General features: G+C 71.5%; 16 protein-coding genes. 10 read left to right on the forward strand and 6 right to left on the reverse strand.

The genetic code is table 11. The features are described from left to right. Window positions 1-14: 14 nt before the first annotated feature. On the forward strand, window positions 15-731 hold the full coding sequence (locus ACLIBK_RS04130) for an enoyl-CoA hydratase/isomerase family protein (RefSeq protein WP_415385959.1): 717 nt from the start codon (window positions 15-17) through the stop codon (window positions 729-731). A gap of 31 nt (window positions 732-762) precedes the next feature. Continuing rightward, complete coding sequence (locus ACLIBK_RS04135; RefSeq protein WP_415385960.1) at window positions 763-1,827, forward strand: tripartite tricarboxylate transporter substrate binding protein; 1,065 nt, start codon at window positions 763-765, stop codon at window positions 1,825-1,827. 15 nt (window positions 1,828-1,842) lie between these two features. Here ACLIBK_RS04135 and ACLIBK_RS04140 read toward each other — a convergent pair whose 3' ends face one another. From ACLIBK_RS04140 to ACLIBK_RS04150, 3 genes are all read right to left on the reverse strand, one after another. Next, window positions 1,843-1,980 (reverse strand): hypothetical protein, encoded by a 138-nt coding sequence (locus ACLIBK_RS04140; RefSeq protein WP_415385961.1) that lies wholly within the window; start codon window positions 1,978-1,980, stop codon window positions 1,843-1,845. A 73-nt stretch (window positions 1,981-2,053) separates the two neighbouring features. Beyond that, on the reverse strand, window positions 2,054-3,244 hold the full coding sequence (locus ACLIBK_RS04145) for a hypothetical protein (protein ID WP_415385962.1): 1,191 nt from the start codon (window positions 3,242-3,244) through the stop codon (window positions 2,054-2,056). A gap of 135 nt (window positions 3,245-3,379) precedes the next feature. Beyond that, window positions 3,380-4,231, reverse strand: a complete 852-nt coding sequence (locus ACLIBK_RS04150) for a helix-turn-helix transcriptional regulator (RefSeq protein WP_415385963.1) — start codon at window positions 4,229-4,231, stop codon at window positions 3,380-3,382. 194 nt (window positions 4,232-4,425) lie between these two features. On the opposite strand from ACLIBK_RS04150, the gene ACLIBK_RS04155 reads away from it, so the two are divergent. Continuing rightward, window positions 4,426-4,941: a VOC family protein gene (locus ACLIBK_RS04155; RefSeq protein WP_415385964.1), complete on the forward strand. Its 516-nt coding sequence runs from the start codon at window positions 4,426-4,428 to the stop codon at window positions 4,939-4,941. Between the two features lie 72 nt (window positions 4,942-5,013). Here the strand turns inward: ACLIBK_RS04155 and ACLIBK_RS04160 are convergent, their stop codons facing one another. From ACLIBK_RS04160 to ACLIBK_RS04170, 3 genes are all read right to left on the reverse strand, one after another. After that, window positions 5,014-6,219 (reverse strand): FAD-dependent monooxygenase, encoded by a 1,206-nt coding sequence (locus ACLIBK_RS04160; RefSeq protein WP_415385965.1) that lies wholly within the window; start codon window positions 6,217-6,219, stop codon window positions 5,014-5,016. Window positions 6,220-6,525: 306 nt separating this feature from the next. Then, the gene (locus tag ACLIBK_RS04165) at window positions 6,526-7,533 is read right to left on the reverse strand and encodes a DUF2382 domain-containing protein (RefSeq protein ID WP_415385966.1); all 1,008 of its coding nucleotides are present in this window, start codon (window positions 7,531-7,533) and stop codon (window positions 6,526-6,528) included. Between the two features lie 40 nt (window positions 7,534-7,573). After that, window positions 7,574-7,993, reverse strand: coding sequence for a DUF2382 domain-containing protein (locus ACLIBK_RS04170; RefSeq protein ID WP_415385967.1), 420 nt, complete (start codon window positions 7,991-7,993; stop codon window positions 7,574-7,576). Between the two features lie 264 nt (window positions 7,994-8,257). Here ACLIBK_RS04170 and glmU point away from each other — a divergent pair, with 264 nt between their 5' ends. The 7 genes from glmU to ACLIBK_RS04205 all read left to right on the forward strand — a co-directional run bounded on the left by glmU (window position 8,258) and on the right by ACLIBK_RS04205 (window position 21,542). Continuing rightward, on the forward strand, window positions 8,258-9,577 hold the full coding sequence (gene glmU / locus ACLIBK_RS04175; protein ID WP_415385968.1) for a bifunctional UDP-N-acetylglucosamine diphosphorylase/glucosamine-1-phosphate N-acetyltransferase GlmU: 1,320 nt from the start codon (window positions 8,258-8,260) through the stop codon (window positions 9,575-9,577). A gap of 1 nt (window position 9,578) precedes the next feature. Then, a complete protein-coding gene (gene glmS / locus ACLIBK_RS04180) occupies window positions 9,579-11,402 on the forward strand; it encodes a glutamine--fructose-6-phosphate transaminase (isomerizing) (protein ID WP_415385969.1) in 1,824 nt (607 codons plus the stop codon). A 330-nt stretch (window positions 11,403-11,732) separates the two neighbouring features. Then, window positions 11,733-14,408: an ATP-binding protein gene (locus tag ACLIBK_RS04185; protein ID WP_415385970.1), complete on the forward strand. Its 2,676-nt coding sequence runs from the start codon at window positions 11,733-11,735 to the stop codon at window positions 14,406-14,408. A gap of 183 nt (window positions 14,409-14,591) precedes the next feature. After that, entirely contained in the window at window positions 14,592-16,067 is a 1,476-nt protein-coding gene (locus ACLIBK_RS04190; RefSeq protein WP_415385971.1) for an NAD-dependent succinate-semialdehyde dehydrogenase, read from the forward strand. Between the two features lie 684 nt (window positions 16,068-16,751). Continuing rightward, window positions 16,752-18,698, forward strand: a complete 1,947-nt coding sequence (locus tag ACLIBK_RS04195) for a PrkA family serine protein kinase (protein WP_415385972.1) — start codon at window positions 16,752-16,754, stop codon at window positions 18,696-18,698. Window positions 18,699-18,719: 21 nt separating this feature from the next. Next, a complete protein-coding gene (locus tag ACLIBK_RS04200; protein WP_415385973.1) occupies window positions 18,720-20,015 on the forward strand; it encodes a YeaH/YhbH family protein in 1,296 nt (431 codons plus the stop codon). Window positions 20,016-20,021: 6 nt separating this feature from the next. Continuing rightward, window positions 20,022-21,542 (forward strand): SpoVR family protein, encoded by a 1,521-nt coding sequence (locus tag ACLIBK_RS04205; RefSeq protein ID WP_415385974.1) that lies wholly within the window; start codon window positions 20,022-20,024, stop codon window positions 21,540-21,542. Window positions 21,543-21,584: the final 42 nt, after the last annotated feature.

Here is a 21,584-nt window from a genome sequence, read left to right on the forward strand (position 1 = left end):
CGGGAGGAGATGCGATGAGCGACGCGCTGCGGATGGAACGGCGGGATGGGCTGTTCGAGATCGTGCTGGCGGCCGGCGACACCGGCAACCTCGTGTCCAACGCCGCGGGGGATTCCATCGCCGCCGCGCTGGGCTCGCTGGACGAGGAGGTGAAGCTGGTGCGGCTGCGCGCGGAAGGGCGCGACTTCTGCCGCGGCCGGGTGTCGCCCACCCCGCCCGCGGGGGCTGCCGTGCGCCCCAGCAACCTGCGCCGCGCCGTGGCCGAGCCGCCGCTGCGCGTCTACGAGGCGCTGCGCCTGTGCCCGGTGCCGGTGCTGGCCGTGGTGGACGGCGCAGCCCACGGCTACGGCGCCGCGCTGGTGGCGGCGAGCGACCTGGCCATCGCCTCGGATGCCGCGCGCTTCTGCGTCCCCGAGATGGAGCGCGGCATCCCGCCGCTGCTGGTGATGACCGCCTTTCTCGGCCGCGTGACGGCCAAAGCCACCGCGCATCTCGCCCTGGCGCGGGAGGAGATTTCCGCCGCCGAGGCCCTGGCCTGCGGGCTGGTGGGGCAGGTGGTGCCGGCGGCCGAGCTGGAAGCGGCGGCGAACAAGCTGACCGACACCATCCTGGCCTATCCTGTGGAAGCGGTGCGGGCGATCAAGGAACACCTGCGCAGCACCCGCCCCACGCCGCCCGGCGCCGCCGTGCTGGCCGCCAATCTCGCGACCACGGTGCTGGCCTCGCGCTGAGGGGCGCAGTTCTTCCCGGAGGAAACAAGCCATGTCCGATCCCGCCGCGCCGCCAGGGCCGTCCGTCCCGCCGCATCCCGCGCCGACGCGCCGCGCCACCCTGCGGTTGGCCGCCGGCTGGGCAGCCGGACTGCGGGCAGGCGCAGCCGGCGTGGTGGCCGGCGCGGGCACGGCCGGGCTGGCGCATCCCGCCCTGGCTCAGGCGCCGTTTCCCAGCCGGCCGATCCGGCTGATCGTCGGCTTCGCCCCCGGAGGCACCAGCGACGTGGCGCTGCGCGTGCTGGCGGAAACCGCCTCGAAGCAGTTCGGCCAGCCCGTGGTGGTGGAGAACAAGGCCGGCGCCGGCGGCTCCATGGCGCCGCTGACAGTCAAGGACGCGCGGCCGGACGGCTACACCGTGGCGCATATGGGCGTGCCCGCGGTGCGGCAAACGCTGATCACCCGCCGCCCCGGCTTCGATCCCATCGCCGACAACACCCGCATCATCCATGTCGGCGGCTACCTGCTGGGCGTGGTGGTGCGGCCGGACGCGCCCTGGCGCGACTGGAATCAGTTCGTCGCCTATGCCCGCGAAAACCCAGGCAAGATCACCTATGGCTCCACCGGCGTGACCAGCACGGGCAACGTCGCCATGACGCGGCTGGCCGACCTGCTGGGCATCCAGTGGACGCATGTGCCCTATCGCGGCGGGGCGGAAAGCACCCAGGCGCTGCTGGGCGGGCAGATCGATGCCAGCGCGGACAGTTCCTCCTGGGCACAGATGGTGCAGGAAGGGGCGCTGCGGCTGCTGGTCACCTGGGGGCCAGCGCGCTCGCCCAACTTCCCGAACGTGCCGACACTGCGCGAAACGGGCACGGATTTCGTGGCCACCTCGCCCTACGGCATCATCGGCCCGCCCGGCATGGACCCGGCCGTGGTGCAGAAGCTGCACGACGGCTTCAAGGCGGCGATGTACGACCCGCAGCACGTGTCCACGCTGGAACGGCTGGACATGCCGATGCTGTACATGAACAGCGCCGACTACGACGCCTTCGCCCGCCGCCAGTACGAGGAAGAGCGCGAGATGGCCCAGCGCCTGGGCCTGCAGCTGCAGTAGCCGGCGGAGCGCTGCTCAGCTGACCACGAGCAGGGTCTGAATGCGTTCCCAGACCTCGCTCCAGAACTCCGCCACGTAGGCGCCGCGGAAGCCGTAGCGCGGCGCGGTCAGGTCCAGGGTGCGGAATTTTTTCAGGAGTTTGAAGAACGCCACTGGCCACTGGTGCGCCCGAAAAACTCCCGGAAATAGAAGGGGGTCCGGGGGGATACTTCCCCCCGGCTTCTCGCTAGTTCGCGAAGCCCTTGCGCCGCGACCAGTCCAGCACGGCGCCGATGCATTCCGCCAACTGCGCGGGCTGGCCGAGGTAGTAGTGCGTGGCGCCCTTGATCTGCACGAACTCCTTGTCCGGCGTGGCCAGGGCGGCGCGCACCGCGGGGTTGTGCGTGGCGGGCACCGCGTCGTCCGCCTCGTTCTCGATCTGCAGCACGGGGGTTTCGCGGATGCGCGCGGCGTTGGTCGGGCCCTTGGCGTTGCTCAGGTCGTAGCTCCACTGCGACAGCCAGGAGCGCAGGGTGGTGAAGCGCGCCAGTCCGGCGGGGCCAGAATTCACCGTGCGGGGATCGCCCAGGTAGGTCCAGTTCGGCTTGCGCCCGTTGGGGTCCAGCGTCGGGTCGATCCAGCGCGGGTCGCACATGGTGCGGTGCACCACGAAGGCGCGCTCCATCTCGCCATTGTCGCGGCGCTTGAGGGTTTCCAGCATTTCCAGCGCCCAGTCGGTGATGCGGCGGTTGCGCGCGCGCTGCGCGTCGCGGAAGCGCGCCACGAAACCCGCGTCGAAGGGCGGCTTGTGCACCGCATCGGGGGCGTAGATGTCGAATTCCGGGTTGCGGTCGTCCGGGTCCAGCTCGTTGCGGACGGAGGGGTCCATCCATTCCGTCATCGTTTCCGCGCGGCTGAGATGGGCGGCGATGAAGATGATACCGTCGGCCCGCGGCAGGTTGGCCTGCGTCAGGTCGTAGGGGTCGCCCGCGGGGGTGTGGGTGATGGAGGGCTGCTCCGCCTGGCCCTGGTAGAACAGCGACAGCGAGCCGCCGCCGGACCAGCCGATCAGCACCACCTTGCGGTAGCCCAGCACCTCGCGCGCGTGGCGGATGTACTCGCCCAGGTCGCGGGCGACCTTTTCCATGATCAGCGCGCTATCGTTCTTGGCGTAGCGGCTGCCGGCGCAGAGCACATGCAGCCCGGCATCTGCTAGCGCGGTGGGCATCGGCAGCAGCTGCAGCGTCGAGGTCGGGTGCATAAACAGGAACACCGTGTCCGAAGGCCGGTCGCGCGGCAGCAGCCGCTGCCCTTCCAGCACGGTGAAGCCCTGGGCGCCGGTGAAGCCGTAGGTTTCCGTCATCTTCAGCTTCTCTTCGAAGCGAAGGATCACGGGGATGCGGTCCCAGCTGGCCTTGGTGGCGGCGGTGTCGGACATGCGGGGAGGCTTCCTCCTGTGGTGGCCCCGCGGCGTGGCAGGGGCGTGGTCTGCGTGGTGGTGGTAGGCGGATCGATGGCGCGCCGCCAGGGCGGTGTCTGTCCCCCGCGGCGGAGGACAGGGCGCGGGTCGCGCTCAGTCCGGCGCCTCCTCGATGCGGCGCAGCAGGCCGCGGCGGTCGCCCACGCCCAACTTGGCGTAGGCGCGCTTGCGGTAGGTGACGATGCTGCTCAGCCCCAGCCCCGCCTCGCGCGCGATCTCCTTCAGCGCCTGCCCGGCCGCCAGCCCGCCGCACACCGCCGCTTCCCGCGGACTCAGTTCGGGGCAGGCGCGTTGCAGCCGGGTCGCCAGGGCGGCGGCCATCCGCGGCGGCTGTGCGAACCGGCGCAGCGCGTCGTGCTTGCCCAGCAGCGCCGCCAGCACCGCCCCCGCGGCCGACAGCCGCGCCGCGTCGGCGGCGGAAAAGCAGCCGGCCTCCTGCGTGCGGTACAGGCTGAACAGGATGGGGCGGCCTTCTCCCGCCGGCGCCAGCACGGACAGCCGGTCCAGCACCCGCGGCTCCTCGTAGCACAGGGTGCGGTAGTGTGAGCGCGGGATGCGCTCGCGCCGCTGGTGGCGCAGCAGCGGCGCCGCGGCCGGGCCGCCCGCCACCACCGCTGCCGCCATGGCGGGGTCGTGGCGCCAGTAGCCGCCGGCGTAGTGCTGCGAGGCGGTGCGGGGGAAATCTGGGGCGCAGCCCTGCCCGCCGCCGGCGCAGAGCAGCCGCAGCACCCCCGGCCCTTCCAGGGCGAAAGCGGAGAACATGTCGGCCGGCGCCACCGCGTCCAGCGCGTCCAGGAACCGCGCGGCGAAACCGCTCTCGCCCAGGGCCAGCACGGCGCCGGCCAGGCCGGGGGAGGGCGGAACGGGAAAGCCCGGGCCGGGCGCGACCCGGCCGGAGGGGGACGCGACGGGGAGGTCGCCCCCTGCCAGGGTGGCCGGCCGCATCACGGCGCCACCCGGGTTCCGGTCACGCCGCGGGCCGTCCCTGCCGGCGCCGCGCCGGCGCCGCCCCGGCCCGCGGCACGGTGCCGGTCGCGCCGCCACGGCGACCCGCTGTCCCCCTCCGGCGGGGACAGCCGCGCCGCCGCGGCGATGCTATGCTGCGCCGGCGACGCATCGCCGCGACCGGAGGAGGAACCATGCCCGCCAACACCGACATCAAGGGTCTCTACCACTTCGCCTATCCCTGCCGCGACGCGGAGGAAACCCGGGCCTTCTACGAGGACCTGCTGGGCCTGCCGCTGGTGCACTGCATGCAGGTGGAATCCGTGCCCTCCTCCGGCGATCCCGGCCCCTACGCGCATATCTTCTTCGAGATGGCCGACGGCTCCTACGTGGCCTTCTTCGACCTCGGCCGGGGCGAGATGCCGCAGCCTTCCCCCAACACCCCCTCCTGGGTGCAGCACTTCGCCATGGAAGTGCCGACCGAGCAGCACGTGCTGGACATGAAGGCGAAGCTGGAAGCCGCGGGCGTGGAGGTGAAGGGGCTGGTGGATCACGAGTTCATCCACTCGATCTACTTCTTCGACCCCAATGGGCTGCGGCTGGAGATCACCGTGCGCACGGAGGAGCCCGGCTTCCTGGAACATGCCGCCAGCGAGGCACACGAGAAGCTGCGGGAATGGGAGCAGTTCAAGGCCGCACGCGCCCAGTAGAAGGGAAGGCCGGGGGAAGGAATTCCCCCGGACCCCCATCTTCTTTTCGGGAGTTGGCGCCCGCGGCGAGGGTCACACCGGTACGGTGTCCACCTGGTAGCGGAACAGCCAGTCGTAGCGCTCCTGCACGCGCTCCTCGGCCCATTCGCGGTTGACGTAGGCCGCGGCGCCCTCGGGGTCGGCCAAGCTGGGATTGTGGAAGCGCTTGGCGTTCTCGGCCGAGCCCAGCACCATCCGCGTGGTGCGCTCGCGCCGCGCTTCCTCGTAGCGGCGCAGCGCGTCCTCCAGGTCGCCGGGATGCTCGGCCAGGGCGCGGCCCAGGATGAAGCCGTCCTCGATCGCCTGCACCGCGCCCTGCGCCAGCATCGGCAGGGTGGGGTGGCAGGCATCGCCCAGCAGCGTCACCCGGCCCTCCGTCCAGCGCGGCAGCGGCTGGCGCAGCATCATCGCCCATTTGTAGGGCTCGGCGATGTTCTGGATCATGGTCTGCACGTCCTCGTGCCAGCCGGCGAAGTCGTTGGCCAGCTCGGCCGTGGTGCCGCGCGCCGTCCAGGATTCCACCTTCCAGTCGTCGCGCTCCACCATGCCGACGAAGTTCATCAGCTCGCCCCGCCGTAGCGGGTAGTGCACGATGTGCTTGCCCGGGCCGACCCAGTTGGTGCCCACGGGACGCGCCAGGTGCGGCGGCAGCTTCTCCATCGGGATCAGCCCGCGCCAGGCCATCAGGCCCGTGAAGGTCGGGTGGTCCTCGCCGAACAACCCGTGGCGGATGCGGGAATGGATGCCGTCGGCGCCCACCAGCACGTCGCCCTCCACCGTGCGGCCATCCTCCAGACGCAGCTCCACCGCGTCGCCGCGGCGGGCGAAGCCCGCGACCTTGGAGCCGAGATGGATGGCGTCCGGCTTCTCGCGCTGGACGCCCTGCACCAGCGCGTCCAGCAGGTCCGGCCGGTACACGGTCAGGTAGGGAAAGCCGTAGCGCTCCACCGAGGTCGCGCCGAGGTCGAACAGCTTCCAGATCTGCCCCGTGCTCCAGAGGCGGATCTCCTTGCCCGAGGCCACGGTGGAGCGCTCCGCCACCGCCTCGCCGATCCCCAACTCGAACAGGGCGCGGGAGCCGTTGGCGCTGATCTGCACGCCGGCGCCGACCTCGCGCAGTTCCGGCGCCTGTTCGAACACCTCCACGTCGATGCCGCGCCGCAGCAGCGACAGGGCCGCGGTCAGGCCGCCCAGGCCGCCGCCGGCGATGAGGACGCGGGGGCGGGTTCTGCTGGCCATGGTTGCGCGCTCCTGCCGTCGGGCCGTTCCCGCCGGAAGGCCGCGTGCTGAATGGGTTCGCGCCGGCCCGGAGGGGTGCTGCGCGGAACTTCATTCGCCATAAGCGAACAGCATTTGTCAACACTTCCGTGTTCCGGCGCGCCTGCCTGCCCGACGGAACGTCCGGGACTGGTGGCCCGTCCGGCCCGCGGCCCAGGACACCGGCCGATGGTCGGGGGCGGCACGAACGAAAACGGCGGCAACTTGCGCTGCCGCCGTTCCAGGTTCTTTGCCTCCCGGCCGGTGTGCCGGCCGGGGAACGCCGGCTCAGCCCCGATTGTTCGGGGGCACCGGGGTGGTGGTGCCGGCGGCCGTGCGGTCGTCCTCCACCTGCACTTCCGTGCGGCGCACGGTGTCGTGCACGGTTTCGGTGCGCTCGGTGGCGTCCTTGCGGATCACCACCTCCTCCACCACGCGGGCCTCCTTGGCCACCACGGCTTCCTCGGCGTGCTCCACCGCCTCGATGGTGCGTTCGCGGAACACGTCGTCCGCCGCGGTCACCGGCAGGTCCACCGCGCGGCGCTCGACGTTCACCCGCTCCTCGCGCAGCATCACCTGCTCATTGACCGGGGTTTCCACCACGTAGGAGCGGACGCGCACCCGGCCGTGGTTGGTTTCGCGCTTGCCGATGCGGATCTGCTCTTCGACGATGGGGATCACCTCCTCACCGCCCGTGCGCGCCGCGGTGCCGGTGGTGCCAGAAGCCGTCGCGGCCGTGCCGGTCAGGTGGGCGGCCGTGGACTGGCCCAGGCCGGCCGTGCCGGTGGCCATCGGCGCCCTGGCGGCGGTGCTGGTCCCGACCGAGCCGGTGCCGAGGGTGGAGCCCGCCGTGGAGGCGCCGATCGCGGTGTTGCCCGCGGTGACGGTGCCGCCCGCGGGGGTCATGCTGCCGCCCACCACGGCATCGCCGGCATAGGAACTCCAGCCTTCGCTGCGCCACTGCGCCTCGCGCGTGTCGAGGTCCACGGCGCCGTGCTGCTCGAACACGTCGGCGGCATGCTCCACCAGGTTGTCCGGCACCTCGGCCGAGACCACGACGCCGCCGCGGCGGATGCCCTCGGAATAGGCGTAGCGGTCCTCGTCGGGAATGAAGAGGTCCTTCAGCGAGGCCCAGAAGCCCTTGTCGTCGGCGGTGCTCGCGGCGCCGGCGGTCGTGGCGTCGGTGGCGTGGATGCGGATGTGGCTGCGCTCGATGCCGTCGTGCTGCAGCAGGTGCTCCACGACCTCGTTGGCTTCGTCGCGGCTGTCGAAAAGACCGGTGATGGTTCGCGTCATGGCGGGGCTCCTGGGGAAGGGGGGCGGAGAGGGGGAGGTGTTACGGGGCGGGGGATGGTGCCTCGGCGGGCTCGTCCGGCGTCGGCCCGACACGTTCGACCGCCGCATGTTGAACGCGGCGCGTTTGGGGAAGTTCGACGGCTTCCTGCGTGTCCAGGAAGCGCAGCCGGATCTCCTCCTTCAGCATGAGGCGCTTCTCGACCACGAGCACCTCCTCCACCACGGGGATCACGAGCACGCCGTCCTCCTCGCGGACCTGGGGGGGCTGCTCCACGCGCCGGTTCACGGCGACCCGCTCCACCTCCACGCGCCGCCGGCGCAGGGTGTCGCGGACCAGCTCCTCCACGGCCTCGGTGGTCAGGGACACGCGGACGCGCCCGGTTTCCACCTGCCGCTTGGACACGTGCAGCACTTCTTCGGCGACGGGGAGGATGGCCTCCGCCGGGTCGGTGTCCGGCATGGCGCCGCCTCCTGTCGGATGGAGGGCAGAACGGCCGAGGGGCCTGCGGCGTTGCACGGCCGGGTTGCTCGGGCAGCCCAGTACCCGGGGCCACGCGGGCCGTGGGGCTGCCGGGCCGTGGGGGCTGCAGGTGGACCAGGGTGTGGCCGGAGAGGACGCTGCCCCTGGGCCCTGGCCGGCTCTCCGGCCCATCGTGGCAGCCGGCAACATGACTTGAAGGCGCCGCGCTGGACGCCGGAGGGCGCGGCGCGCTAGGCGGGATGCATGCCTGCCGCCATCCTTCTCGCCGCCGGTCTCGGGACACGGATGCGCTCCGCCCTGCCCAAGGGGCTGCACCCGCTGGCCGGGCGGCCGATGCTCGCCCATCTCCTCGCCGCGGTGGAGGAGGTCTTCGACCATGTCGTCGTGGTGGTCGGCCCCGACATGCCGGCGCTGGAAGACGCCGCCGCCCCCTACCCCTGCGTGGTGCAGGAGGAGCGCCTGGGCACCGCCCATGCCGCGCTGCAGGCGGCCGCGGTGCTGGACGGCTTCGACGGCGACGTGGCCGTGCTCTACGCCGACAACCCGCTGATCCGCCCCGACACCATGCGCCGGCTGCTGGACGCGCGGCGCGAGGCCGGGCTGGCGTTGCTGGCGATGCGCCCCGCCGATCCCGCCCGCTACGGCCGCGTCCTGCCGCACGCCGATGGCGGCATCGCCCGGGTGGTGGAATGGAAGGACGCCACGGAAGCGGAGCGGGCCGAGCCGCTGTGCAACATGGGCGTCATCTGCGCCGAGGCTTCGGCCTTGTTCGGCTGGCTGCGGCGCGTGGAAAACCGCAACGCTTCGGGCGAATACTACCTGACGGACGTGGTGGCGCTGTGCCGGGGCGACGGGCAGCGCGCCGTGGCGGTGGAAGCACCGGAAGCGGAATGCCGCGGCATCAACACCCGCGCCGAGCTGGCCGCTGCCGAGGCCGCGGTACAGGCCGGGCTGCGCGAGGCTGCGATGGCCGGCGGCGCCACGCTGATCCGGCCGGAAAGCGTGACCTTCAGCCACGACACGAGGCTGGGCCAGGACGTCACCGTGGGCCCCGACGTGGTGTTCGGCCCCGGGGTGAGTGTGGAGGACGGCGTGGAAATCCGCGCCTTCTCGCACCTGGAAGGCTGCACGGTGCGGCGGGGCGCGGTGATCGGGCCCTTCGCGCGGCTGCGGCCGGGGGCGGTGGTGGAAGCCCGTGCCCATGTCGGCAATTTCGTGGAGCTGAAGAACGCCGTGCTGGGGGAAGGGGCCAAGGCCAACCACCTCAGCTATCTCGGCGACACCTCGATCGGCGCGGGGGCCAACATCGGCGCCGGCACGGTCACCTGCAACTACGACGGCTTCAGCAAGCACCGCACCGCGATCGGGGCCGGCAGCTTCGTGGGTTCCAATGCCACGCTGGTGGCTCCGGTGGTGCTGGGCGAGAACAGCTTCGTCGCCGCCGGCAGCACGATCACCGACGACGTTCCCGCCGATGCCATGGCCTTCGGCCGGGCACGGCAGGACAGCAAACCCGGGCGCGCCGCGGCCTTCCGCGCCGCCCGCCGCAAGGAGAAGCGCTGAGATGTGCGGCATCGTGGGCGTGGTCGGGCAGCAGGACGCGGCGCCGCGGCTGCTGGAAGCGCTGCGGCGGCTGGAATACCGCGGCTACGACAGCGCCGGCATCGCCACCCTGGTGAACGGCCACATCGAGCGCCGCCGCGCCGAGGGCAAGCTGATCCACCTGGCCGAGGTCCTGGCGCGCGACCCGCTCCCCGGCCAGACCGGCATCGGCCACACCCGCTGGGCCACGCACGGCGCCCCCACCGAGCGCAACGCCCACCCGCACGGCACCGCCCGGGTGTCCGTGGTGCACAACGGCATCATCGAGAACCACGCCGAGCTGCGCGCCGAGCTGGAAGCCGGCGGCGCCGAGTTCGAGACCGAGACGGACACCGAGACCTTCGCCCGGCTGCTGGACCGCCACCTGGCGGAAGGGCAGGACCCCGAGACCGCCTTTGCCGGCGCGCTGAAGCGCGTGCACGGCGCCTTCGCCCTGGCCGCGGTGTTCGCCGGCCACCCCCGCACCTTGCTGGCCGCCCGGCAGGGCGCGCCGCTGGCGGTGGGCTTCGGCGAGGGCGAGATGTTCGTGGGTTCCGACGCGCTGGCGCTGGCGCCGCTGACCCGCCGCATCGCCTATCTGGAGGAAGGCGACTGGGCCACCGTCACCGACCGCGGCGCCACCTTCCACGACGCGTCCGGCCGGGAGGTGGAGCGCGCGGTGAAGCTGGCCTCCGTGTCCGGCGCCGCGGTGGGCAAGGGCAACTACCGCCACTTCATGGAAAAGGAGCTGCACGAGCACCCGGCGGTGATCGGCGACACGCTGCGGCAATACGTCGATCCCGGCTCGCGCGCCGTGTCCCTGCCGGCGCTGCCCTTCGACCCCGCCACGGTGCCGCGCCTCACGCTCTCGGGCTGCGGCTCCGCCTATCTGGCGGCGCAGGTCGGGCGCTACTGGATCGAGTCCCTGGCGCGGCTGCCGGTGGATTCCGACGTGGCCAGCGAGCTGCGCTACCGCGACCCGCCGCTGGTGCCCGGCGGGGCGGCGCTGTTCGTGTCCCAGTCCGGCGAGACGGCCGACACGCTGGCGGCGATGCGGCTGCTGCGCGCCGGCGGGCAGAACAGCCTGGCCGTGGTGAATGTGGCCGAGAGCAGCATGTCGCGCGAGGCCGATGCCAGCCTGCTGACCGTGGCGGGGCCGGAGATCGGCGTGGCCTCCACCAAGGCCTTCACCGCGCAGCTGAGCGTGCTGGCCTGCCTGGCGATCGGCTTCGCCCGCGCCCGCGGCACGCTGGACGCCGCGGCCGAGGCGCGCCTGACCGCCGCCCTGCTGGAAGTGCCCGAACATGCCGCCCGCCTGCTGGATGCCAGCGCCGCGATCGAGGCGGTGGCGGCGGAGATCGTCGGCGCGCGGGACGTGCTCTACCTCGCGCGCGGGTCGCTGTTCCCCATCGCCATGGAAGGCGCGCTGAAGCTCAAGGAGCTGAGCTACATCCACGCCGAGGGCTATGCCGCCGGCGAGATGAAGCACGGCCCCATCGCGCTGATCGACCCGGCCGTGCCGGTGATCGCGCTGTGCCCGTCGGGACCGTTGTTCGAGAAGACGGCCTCCAACCTGCAGGAGGCCGCGGCGCGCGGCGGGCGCATCATCGCCTTCACCGACGCCGCCGGCGCCCCCGCCCTGCGCCGCTTCAGCCGCACCGTGGTGGAGCTGCCGGCGGTGGACCCCTTCGTGGCGCCCATCCTGCACGCCATTCCCGTGCAGATGCTGGCCTACCACGTGGCCGTGCTGAAGGGCACGGACGTGGACCAGCCGCGCAATCTCGCCAAGGCCGTCACGGTGGAATAGCGCGGCGGTCATCGGCATCGGAAACAAAGCCACGCTTGCCGCCGTCCAGGCCGGCTGGTTCCCCGATGCGGGACCCGTCGAAGACAACAGGCGTCCGCTCCGGCCGGGTCTGCCACACCCCCGGCCCCCCTGTGTCACCCGCCTGGGCTGACCCGGCACGCGCCGCCGCGCTGAACCGGAAACCCCGATGCGGCGGCCCGCGGATCGTGGCCGTCCTCGGCACTCCCGGCGGCTGGCCGAGCGGCCCGGCACCCGGCGCCGCCGCCCACCCGGGGATGCCCGGGGCGCGGCATTCGCGTTGTTTCAACACCGCCAGGGGACAGTTGGCCCATGCGCTTCCGCACCTACCTCGCGCTGCTGGTCGCGTCCCTGACCATCCCGCCCTTGATGGTGGGCAGCGGGCTGCTGATCCAGCAGGCCCAGGAGCGGTGGCACGCCGAGCTGCGCAACCTGGAGAACCAGGCCCAGGCCCTGGCCGCGGCCGTGGACCTGGAAGTCGCCGGAACGCTGAAGGCCACCGAGGCCATCGCCCTGGCCATCGCGCCGGAGGACCTGGCCGATCCCGAGCGGCTCCGCTCCCGCTTCCAGGCGCTGCTGGCGCGAAATCCGTCCTGGCTGAATCTGGTGCTGGTCCGGCCCGATGCCACCCAGGCCCTGAACACGCTGGTTCCTCCCGGCGGGGCCTTGCCGGAAGGACCGGCCCCCCTGGTCAGCCGGGAATCCGGCGCGGTCGTTCCCACCGTGTCGGACCCGTTTCCCGGGCGCATCGCGAAGGTGCCGCTGGTCACGGTTCGCGCGCCGATCCCCGAATCCGGCGCGCCCGGCTGGGCCGTCGGCATCGGCATCCGCGCCCAGCAGTTCCAGTCGACGATCGAGGCGGTGCTGCCGCCGGGGGCGCTCGGCGCCGTGGTCAGCAAGACCGGCAGCTTCGTCGCGCATACCCCCGTCCCGGAAGGTGACCGCACCGCGGCAGTGGCCCCTCCGGAAGTGACCCGCATCGCCCAGGCCGCGCCGCCCGGCTCGAACGCGATGGTGGCGGTCGCCCGCGTCACCGGGCAACCGATGGATGCGGCCCTGCGCCGCCTGTCCGTGGCGCCCTGGACGGCGGTGGTGTCGCTGCCCCGGGAGGCCATCGGCATCGAAGCCTGGCGCGCGGTCCGGCGCGCGGCCTGGCTCGGCCTGCTCGCGCTGACGGCGGCGCTGGGCGCGGCGGTGCTGCTCGGCCGGAGGCTCGGCCTGCGCATCACCGCGCTTGCCCGCGCTGCCGAGGCGACCGGGCGGGGCGAAACCCTCGCCGTGCCGCACGGCGTGGCGGAGGTGGACGGCGTGGCCGCCGCCCTGTCGCGGGCCGCGGCCGAGGTGCGCGCGCGCGAGGCCGAGCTGCGCCGCCTGGGCAAGGACCGGCTGCGGCTGGCGCACCAGGTCGCCCGCATCGGCAGCTTCGACCTGCAGGTGGACGACCCGGTGGCGGTGGTGACGCCCGAATACGCCATCATCTCGGGCCTGCCGGAAGGCGTCACCACCGACACCCACGAGGCGGCCCTGGCCCGCATCCACCCGGACGACCGCGCGGGGCACATGGCCACGGTGCGGGCGGCGCTGGAAGCGGGCGGCTCCGGCTACGAGACGGAGTTCCGCATCATCCGGCCCTCGGACGGCGCGGTGCGGCTGCTGGCCTGCCGGGCGGAGGTGTGGCGTGACCCGGATGGGCGCGCGCGCCGGCTGGTCGGGGTGGTCCGGGACGTGACGGAGGAGCGCGCCGCGGCGGAGAAGCTGCGTCGCCTGAACGCGGAACTCGAAGCGCGGGTGCAGGAGGAGGTCGCCGCCCGGCAGGCCGCGCAGACCCGGGCGGCGCATGCCGAGCGGATGCAGGCGCTGGGGCAGCTCGCGGGCGGCATCGCGCACGACTTCAACAACGTGCTGCAGGCGGTGCAGGGCGCCGCCGCGCTGATCGAGCGGCGCCCCGGCGACGTGGCGGGGATCCTCCGCCTGGCCCGCATGATCCTGGATGCCTCGGGGCGAGGGGGAACGGTGACGCGGCGGCTGCTGTCCTTTGCCCGCCGCGACGAGCTGCGGGCCGAGCCGGTCGCGGTGGAGCCCCTGTTGTCCGGGCTGAGCGAGGTCCTGTCGCACACGCTGGGCGCCGCGATCGCCTGCCACCACGCGGTGGCGCCCGGCACGCGGCCCCTGCTCGCCGACAAGGGGCAGCTCGAAACCGTGCTGGTGAACCTTGCCAGCAACGCCCGCGACGCGATGCCGGACGGCGGCACCCTGACCATGGCCGCCGAGGAGGTGGTCCTGGACGGCGCGTCCGGTCCGGTGCGGCTCGAGCCGGGCCGCTATGTCCGGATCAGCGTATCGGACACGGGCACCGGCATGGATGCCGCCACGATCGCCCGCGCCGGCGAGCCCTTCTTCACCACCAAGCCGCAGGGCGCCGGCACGGGGCTCGGCCTGTCCATGGCCAAGGGCTTCGCCGAACAATCCGGCGGCGCCCTGGTGGTCGAGAGCCAGCGCGGCCGGGGAACTGTGGTGTCCCTCTGGCTGCCGCTGGCGCCGCAGGCGGCCGCGGGATCGCCCGGCGGACCCGCCGACGGGCGGGGCGCCGCGGATGACGGTGCGGTGCGGCGCCGCGTGCTGGTGGTGGACGACGAGCCGACGGTGCGCGAGGTGCTGGCGGGGCTGCTGGAGGATGCGGGCTACGCCACGCTGCTCGCGCCCGGCGGCCAGGAAGCGCTCGACCTGCTGGATGCGGGGGAGGCGGTGGACATCCTGGTCACCGACCTGTCCATGCCGGGCATGGGGGGCCTTGCCCTGATCGATGCGGCGCAGGCGCGGCGGCCTTCCCTGCCGGCGGTGCTGCTGACGGGCTACGCGGGCGACGGCGCCTCCATGGCCATCAGCGGTGCGCTGTCCGGGAGCTATTCCCTCCTGCGCAAGCCCATCGAGGGTGTGCAGCTGATCGAGCGGATCGAGGCGCTGATGGCCGCGCGGGCGCCGCACTAGCCGCCCGGGAGCACCGGCCGTTCCGGGCGCGCCGGCTCCACCGGCTTCCCGGCGGTCGCCCGGCCTCGGCCCCGAGCCCCGCTCCCCTGCGCCTCATGGGGGGGGCGGGGGAGCCCGGCCGGTGATGACAGGCCGGTGCCGCTTCGCCATGTGTTCCGGCAGCAACCCCGGGGGACCCGCGCCATGCTCGACACCGTCCAGAAGCTCGTGCTGAAGGACCCGGACCTGTTCCGGCAGACCAACCGCATCGGCGGCGCCTGGGTGCAGGCCGCCTCCGGCAAGACCATCGCGGTGCGCGACCCCGCCAGCGGCGAGGTGATCGGCACCGTGCCGTCCCTGTCGCGGGAGGAGGTGCGCGGCGCGGTGGAAGCCGCCGAGGCCGCCCTGCCGGCCTGGCGCGCGATGCTGGCCAAGGAACGCGCCGCGATCCTGCGCCGGTTGTTCGAGCTGATGATGGCGAATGCCGACGACCTGGCCGCCATCATGACGGCCGAGCAGGGCAAGCCGCTGGCCGAGGCCAAGGGCGAGGTCGCCTATGCCGCCAGCTTCTTCGAATGGTTCGCCGAGGAAGGGAAGCGCGTCTACGGCGACGTCATCCCGACCTTCAAGCCGGGCAGCCGCATCCTGGCGATGAAGCAGCCGATCGGCGTCTTCGCCGCCATCACGCCCTGGAACTTCCCCGCCGCCATGATCACCCGCAAGGCCGGGCCCGGCTGGGCCGCCGGCTGCACGGGGGTGATCCGCCCGGCCTCGCAGACGCCCTTCTCGGCCCTGGCCATCGCCGCCCTGGCCGAGCGCGCGGGGATGCCGCCGGGCGTGTGCAACGTGGTCACCGGCCCCGCGGCCGAGAGCGGCCTGGAACTGACCACCAACCCGATCATCCGCAAGTTCTCCTTCACCGGCTCCACCGAGGTCGGGCGCAAGCTGCTGGAGCAGTGCGCCGGCACGATCAAGAAGACCTCCATGGAGTTGGGCGGCAACGCGCCCTTCCTGGTGTTCGACGATGCCGACCTGGACGCGGCGGTGCAGGGGCTGATGGCCTCCAAGTACCGCAACACCGGCCAGACCTGCGTCTGCGCCAACCGCATCCTGGTGCAGGACGGCGTCTACGACGCCTTTGCCGCCAAGCTGAAGGTGGCGGTGGAAGCCCTGAAGGTCGGCCCCGGCACCGAGCCCGGCGTCACCCAGGGGCCGCTGATCAACGCCGATGCCGTGGCCAAGGTGGAGGAGCACATTGCCGACGCCACCGGCCAGGGCGCCCGGGTCCTGACCGGCGGGGTGCGCCACAGCCGCGGCGGCAACTTCTTCGAGCCCACGGTCCTGACCGAGGTGCCGCAGGGCGCGCTGATCTTCCGCGAGGAAACCTTCGGCCCCGTTGCCCCCCTGTTCCGCTTCCGCACGGAGGAGGAGGGGATCGCGCTGGCCAACAACAGCGAGTTCGGCCTGGCCGCCTATTTCTACGCCCGCGACGTCGGCCGCATCTTCCGCGTGGCCGAGGCGCTGGAAGCCGGCATCGTCGGCATCAACGAGGGCATCATCTCCTCCGAAGTCGCGCCCTTCGGCGGCGTGAAGCAGAGCGGCCTGGGTCGCGAAGGCTCCAAGTACGGCATCGAGGACTACCTGGAGATCAAGTACTGCCTCCTCGGCGGCCTGGGCTGAACACGGGCCACGCCGTGACTGCCGGCCTGCCGCCGTGCGGTGGGCCGGGTGGTTCTGGGTGTTGGGGCCTGGGCCAGAGGGGCTCTGCCCCTCTGGACACCCCGCGAGGAGCTTAGGCTCCTCGTGTCTCATGAGTGCCTCCGGCGGGGGCGGGATGGCTGACGGCAGTCGTTATGGACAGCGTTGTCCAACCCGCCCCCGCCGAAGGCACTCAACGTGGGGGCCGGGGAGTTCGTAACTCCCGGCTCGGCCAAAGGCTCCGCCTTTGCCCTGAGAGTCCAGGGGCAGCGCCCCTCGAACACCCAGGAACACCCGACCCACACGCACCGCGACGGCAGTGCGCTGGCGGGCCGTGGATGGCGGTGCGGCAATGGCCGTGCCACGCAGGCCGAACACATGCAGGAAAGAGTTGAACGGCATTGCGGGAGTGACCTACGCTTCCTCTCGGAATGCAGGCGCGCACCGCGATTGTAACCGATTCGACTCCGGCATGCCGGACAAGTCCGCCGACACGCGCCGGCCTTTATTGCTGCAATGTTACTTGGCGGCGTTTCCATCACGCCATTGCCATTTCCCTGCCACAGGCTGGCCGGTTCACTACGATTTTTTCCAATTATGGGCTGCGATACCGGGAAGACCACCCAGTTACCTCCGTGTGAGAGTCGTCGCGAAGAAGGAGCATTCATGTCACCTCTCGGGGATGTTTTCTCTCTGCACAGCGCGATGCGTGACGGGCAGCGCAGCGTCGAGATGAGCCTGGCCGAGTACCTGGAAGCCTGCCGCGAGGACCCCTCCTGCTACGCTGGCCCCGCGGAGCGCATGCTGCGCGCCATCGGCACCCCCGAGACGGTCGACACCGCCCGCGATCCCCGGCTGGGCCGGCTGTTCCTGAACCGCACCATTCGCGTCTACCCCGCTTTTTCCGAGTTCCACGGCATGGAGGACACGATCGAGCGGATCGTGGGCTTCTTCCGGCACGCGGCGCAGGGCCTGGAGGAGCGCAAGCAGATCCTCTACCTGCTGGGCCCGGTGGGCGGCGGCAAGTCCTCGCTCGGTGAGCGGCTCAAGGCGCTGATGGAGCAGGAGCCCATCTACGTCCTCAAGGCGCGGGGCGAGCTGAGCCCGGTCTTCGAGAGCCCGCTCGGCCTCTTCGACCCCGACCGCATGGCCGGGGCCCTGGAAGAGCAGTACCACATCCCCCGCCGCGTGCTGACCGGCATCGCCTCCCCCTGGGCGCTGAAGCGGCTGGAGGAATTCGACGGCGACCTGCAGCGCTTCACGGTGGTGAAGCTCTACCCGTCGCGGCGCAAGCAGATCGCCATCGCCAAGACCGAGCCGGGCGACGACAACAACCAGGACATCTCCGCCCTCGTCGGCAAGGTGGACATCCGCAAGCTGGAGGATTTCTCCCAGGCCGACCCGGATGCCTACGGCTTCTCCGGCGGCTTGAACCGCGCCAACCAGGGGCTTCTCGAATTCGTCGAGATGTTCAAGGCGCCGATCAAGATGCTGCACCCGCTGCTGACGGCGACGCAGGAGGGCAACTACGTCGGCACTGAGAATATCGGCGCCATCCCGTTCCAAGGCATCATCCTGGCGCATTCCAACGAGGCGGAGTGGCAGTCTTTCCGCAACAACCGCACCAACGAGGCCTTCCTGGACCGCGTCAGCGTGGTCAAGGTTCCCTACTGCCTACGGGTAACGGAAGAGGGCAAGATCTACGAGAAGCTGATCCGCGGCTCCGCCCTGTCGGACGCGCCCTGCGCGCCGCACACGCTGGAGATGCTGGCCCGCTTCGCCGTGCTCAGCCGCCTCAAGCCGCACGCCAATTCGCGGCCCTTCACCAAGATGCGGGTCTATGACGGGGAGAACCTCCGCGAGACCGATCCCAAGGTGAAGACCATGCAGGAATACCGCGACGCGGCCGGCGTGGACGAGGGGATGGACGGCATCTCCACCCGCTTCGCCTACAAGGTGCTCTCCGCCACCTTCAACCACGACCCCACCGAGGTCGCGGCCGATCCCGTGCACCTGATGTACGTGCTGGAACAGTCGATCAAGCGCGAGCAGTTTCCAGCCGACACGGAGGCGCAGTACCTCGCCACCATCAAGTCGGAACTGGCCTCGCGCTACGCCGAGTTCATCGGCAACGAGATCCAGAAGGCCTATCTGGAAAGCTACCACGACTACGGCCAGAACCTGTTCGACCGCTACCTCGATTATGCCGATGCCTGGATCGAGGACCAGGACTTCAAGGACCCTGACACCGGGCAGATGATGAACCGGGAGTTGCTGAACGCCGAGCTGACCAAGATCGAGAAGCCCGCGGGCATCGCCAACCCCAAGGACTTCCGCAACGAGGTGGTGAAGTTCGCGCTGCGCACGCGGGCTTCCAACAACGGCAAGAACCCCTCCTGGACCTCCTACGAGAAGATCCGCGAGGTGATCGAGAAGCGGATGTTCTCGCAGGTGGAGGACCTGCTGCCGGTGATCTCCTTCGGCTCCAAGAAGGATGGGGAAACGGAGAAGAAGCACAGCGACTTCGTGGAGCGCATGGTGTCGCGCGGCTACACGGAACGCCAGGTGCGCCGGCTGGTGGAGTGGTACATGCGCGTCAAGCAGTCGGCCTGAACGGCCGCAGGACAGTTCCGATTGGACATCATCGACCGGCGCTCCAACCCGCACGGCAAGAACCTGGAGAACCGGCGCCGCGTTCTCGCCCGCGCGCGTTTCGCGGTGACGCGGGCGGTGCGCGAGGCCGTGGCCGACGGCACCATCCGCGAGATCGGCCAGGGCAAGGCGGTGACCATTCCCGCCGACCTTTTGCACGAACCCTCCTTCCACACCGTCTTTTCCGGCGGGGCGCGGGAGATCGTGCTGCCGGGCAACAAGGAGTTTTCGGTCGGCGACCGGCTGAAGCGGCCACCGGGCGGCGGTGGTGGCGGGGGCGGCGGATCGGGGGAGGGCAGCGGTTCGGGCGAGGGGGAGGACGAGTTCCGCTTCGTGCTCACCCGCGACGAGTTCCTGGACCTGTTCTTCGAGGATCTGGAACTGCCCGACCTCGTGAAGCGGCAGATGGTGGAGGTCGAGACCAGCGCGCCCTCGCGGGCCGGGATCAGCGTGGACGGCTCGCCGTCGCAGATCGACATGGCCCGCACCATGCGCCAATCCATGGCGCGGCGGATCGGGCTGCGCCGGCCCAAGCCCTCGGCGGTGCAAGAGATGGAGGCGGAGATCGCCCGGCTGGACGCCTCGGGCGAGGACCCGGCGCGGCTGGCCGCCCTGCGCGGCGAGTTGGAGGTGGCGCTGCGCCGGCTGCGGCGGGTGCCCTGGGTGGACCCGGTGGATCTGCGCTACCGCCGCTTCACGCCCACGCCCAAGCCCACTGCGCGGGCGGTGATGTTCTGCCTGATGGACGTGTCGGGCTCCATGACGGAGAGCATGAAGGACCTGGCCAAGCGCTTCTTCCTCCTGCTGCACGTCTTCCTGGAGCGACGCTATAAGAAGCTGGACATCGTGTTCATCCGCCACACCGAGCACGCGGAGGAGGTGGACGAGCAGACCTTCTTCACCGACCCGCGCACCGGCGGCACGGTGGTCTCCACCGCGCTGACGGAGCTGCTGCGCATCCAGCGCGAGCGCTACCCGGCGGATAGCTGGAACATCTACGCGGCGCAGGCCTCGGACGGCGACAATTCCTCCGGCGACACGGCCAAGGCGGTGGCGATGCTGGAGAACGAGATCCTGCCGCTGTGCCAGTACTTCGCCTATCTGGAGGTCGCCTCCTACTCGGGCGCGGTGATCCGGGGCGAGACGGACCTGTGGCGCGGCTACGCGCCGCTAGGCGAGCGGGTGTCGCACCTGGCGCTGCGCCGGGTCAGCGAACGGGGCGAGATCTTCCCGGTGTTCCGCGACCTGTTCGGCCGCCGCCAGCCGGCGCTGGGGTGAAGCGCGATGACCCTGCTCTACACCGGCACGGAATGGAACTTCGACGTCCTGCGCCGCTCCTTCGACGCGGTGGAACGGATCGCCGAGGCGGAGCTGGGGCTGGACACCTTTCCCAACCGCATCGAGGTGATCACGGCGGAGCAGATGCTGGACATCTACACCGCCCACGGCATGCCGCTGACCTACCGGCACTGGAGCTACGGCAAGCACTTCCTGCAGCACGAGGCGTCCTACCGGCGCGGCTTCTCCAACCTCGCCTACGAGGTGGTGATCAACTCCTCGCCCTGCATCTCCTACCTGATGGAGAGCAACACCGCGACCATGCAGGCGCTGGTGATTGCCCACGCCGCCTTCGGCCACAACCACTTCTTCAAGAACAACCACCTGTTCCGGCAATGGACGGAAGCCTCGGCGATCCTCGATTACCTGGAATTCGCCCGCACCTTTATCGGCCGCTGCGAGGACCGCTACGGCATCGCCGCGGTGGAGCGCATCCTGGACGCGGCGCATGCGCTGTCGCGGCACGGGGTGCACCGCCACGGCGGTTCCCGCCCGCTGGACTTGGCCGCCGAGCAGAAGCGCGAGCGCGAGCGGCGCGAATACGACGAGCGGGTGTTCAACGACCTGTGGCGCACCGTGCCGGCCGGCCGCGCCGCGCCGGGAACGGATGCCGCGGCGGAGCGGCGCCGGCGGCTGGGGCTGCCCGAGGAGAACCTGCTCTACTTCCTGGAAAAGACCTCGCCCCGGCTGCAATCCTGGGAACGCGAGGTGATCCGCATCGTCCGCCTCATCGCCCAGTATTTCTACCCGCAGCCGCAGGCCAAGCTGATGAACGAGGGCTGCGCCACCTGGGTGCACCAGCGCATCATGACGCGGCTGCACGAGACCGGGCAGATCGACGACGCCGCCTTCCTGGAGGTGCTGCATTCCACCACCAACGTGGTGACGCAGCACGGCTTCGAGCATGTCGGGCCGGAGTTCAACCCCTACGCGTTGGGCTACGCCATGATGTGCGACATCGAGCGCATCTGCCGCGAGCCCACGGCCGAGGACCGGCAATGGTTCCCCGACATTGCCGGCAACGGGGACCCGCTGGGCACGCTGCGCTTCGCCTGGGCCAATTTCCGCGACGAGAGCTTCGTGCTGCAGTTCCTCTCGCCCGCCGTGATGCGGCAGTTCCGCATGTTCCGGCTGCTGGACGACACCACCGACCCGACGCTGCTGGTGGATGCCATCCACGACGCTGACGGCTACCGCGCCATCCGCCGCTCGCTCGCGCGCTCCTACGACCCCGGGGAGAACGACGCCGACGTGCAGGTGGTGGATGCCGACCTGACCGGTGACCGCCAGCTGCGGCTGCAGCACCGCACCCGCCCCGGCCGGCTGCTGCATGGGCGTGACGCGGAGGCCACGCTGCGCCACCTCGCGACGCTCTGGGGCTACGAGGTGCGGCTGCAGGAGGTGGACAGCGCCACCGAGGCGGTGCTGGCCACCCACAGCGCCGGGCCGGCGTCGGCCGCCGCCTGACGGTTTCGTGCACGCCCGGGGCGGGTCCCGTGCCGCGCCCCG

Source organism: Roseomonas sp. BN140053 (genome assembly GCF_047690175.1).
Classification (GTDB): Bacteria; Pseudomonadota; Alphaproteobacteria; order Acetobacterales; family Acetobacteraceae; genus Roseomonas.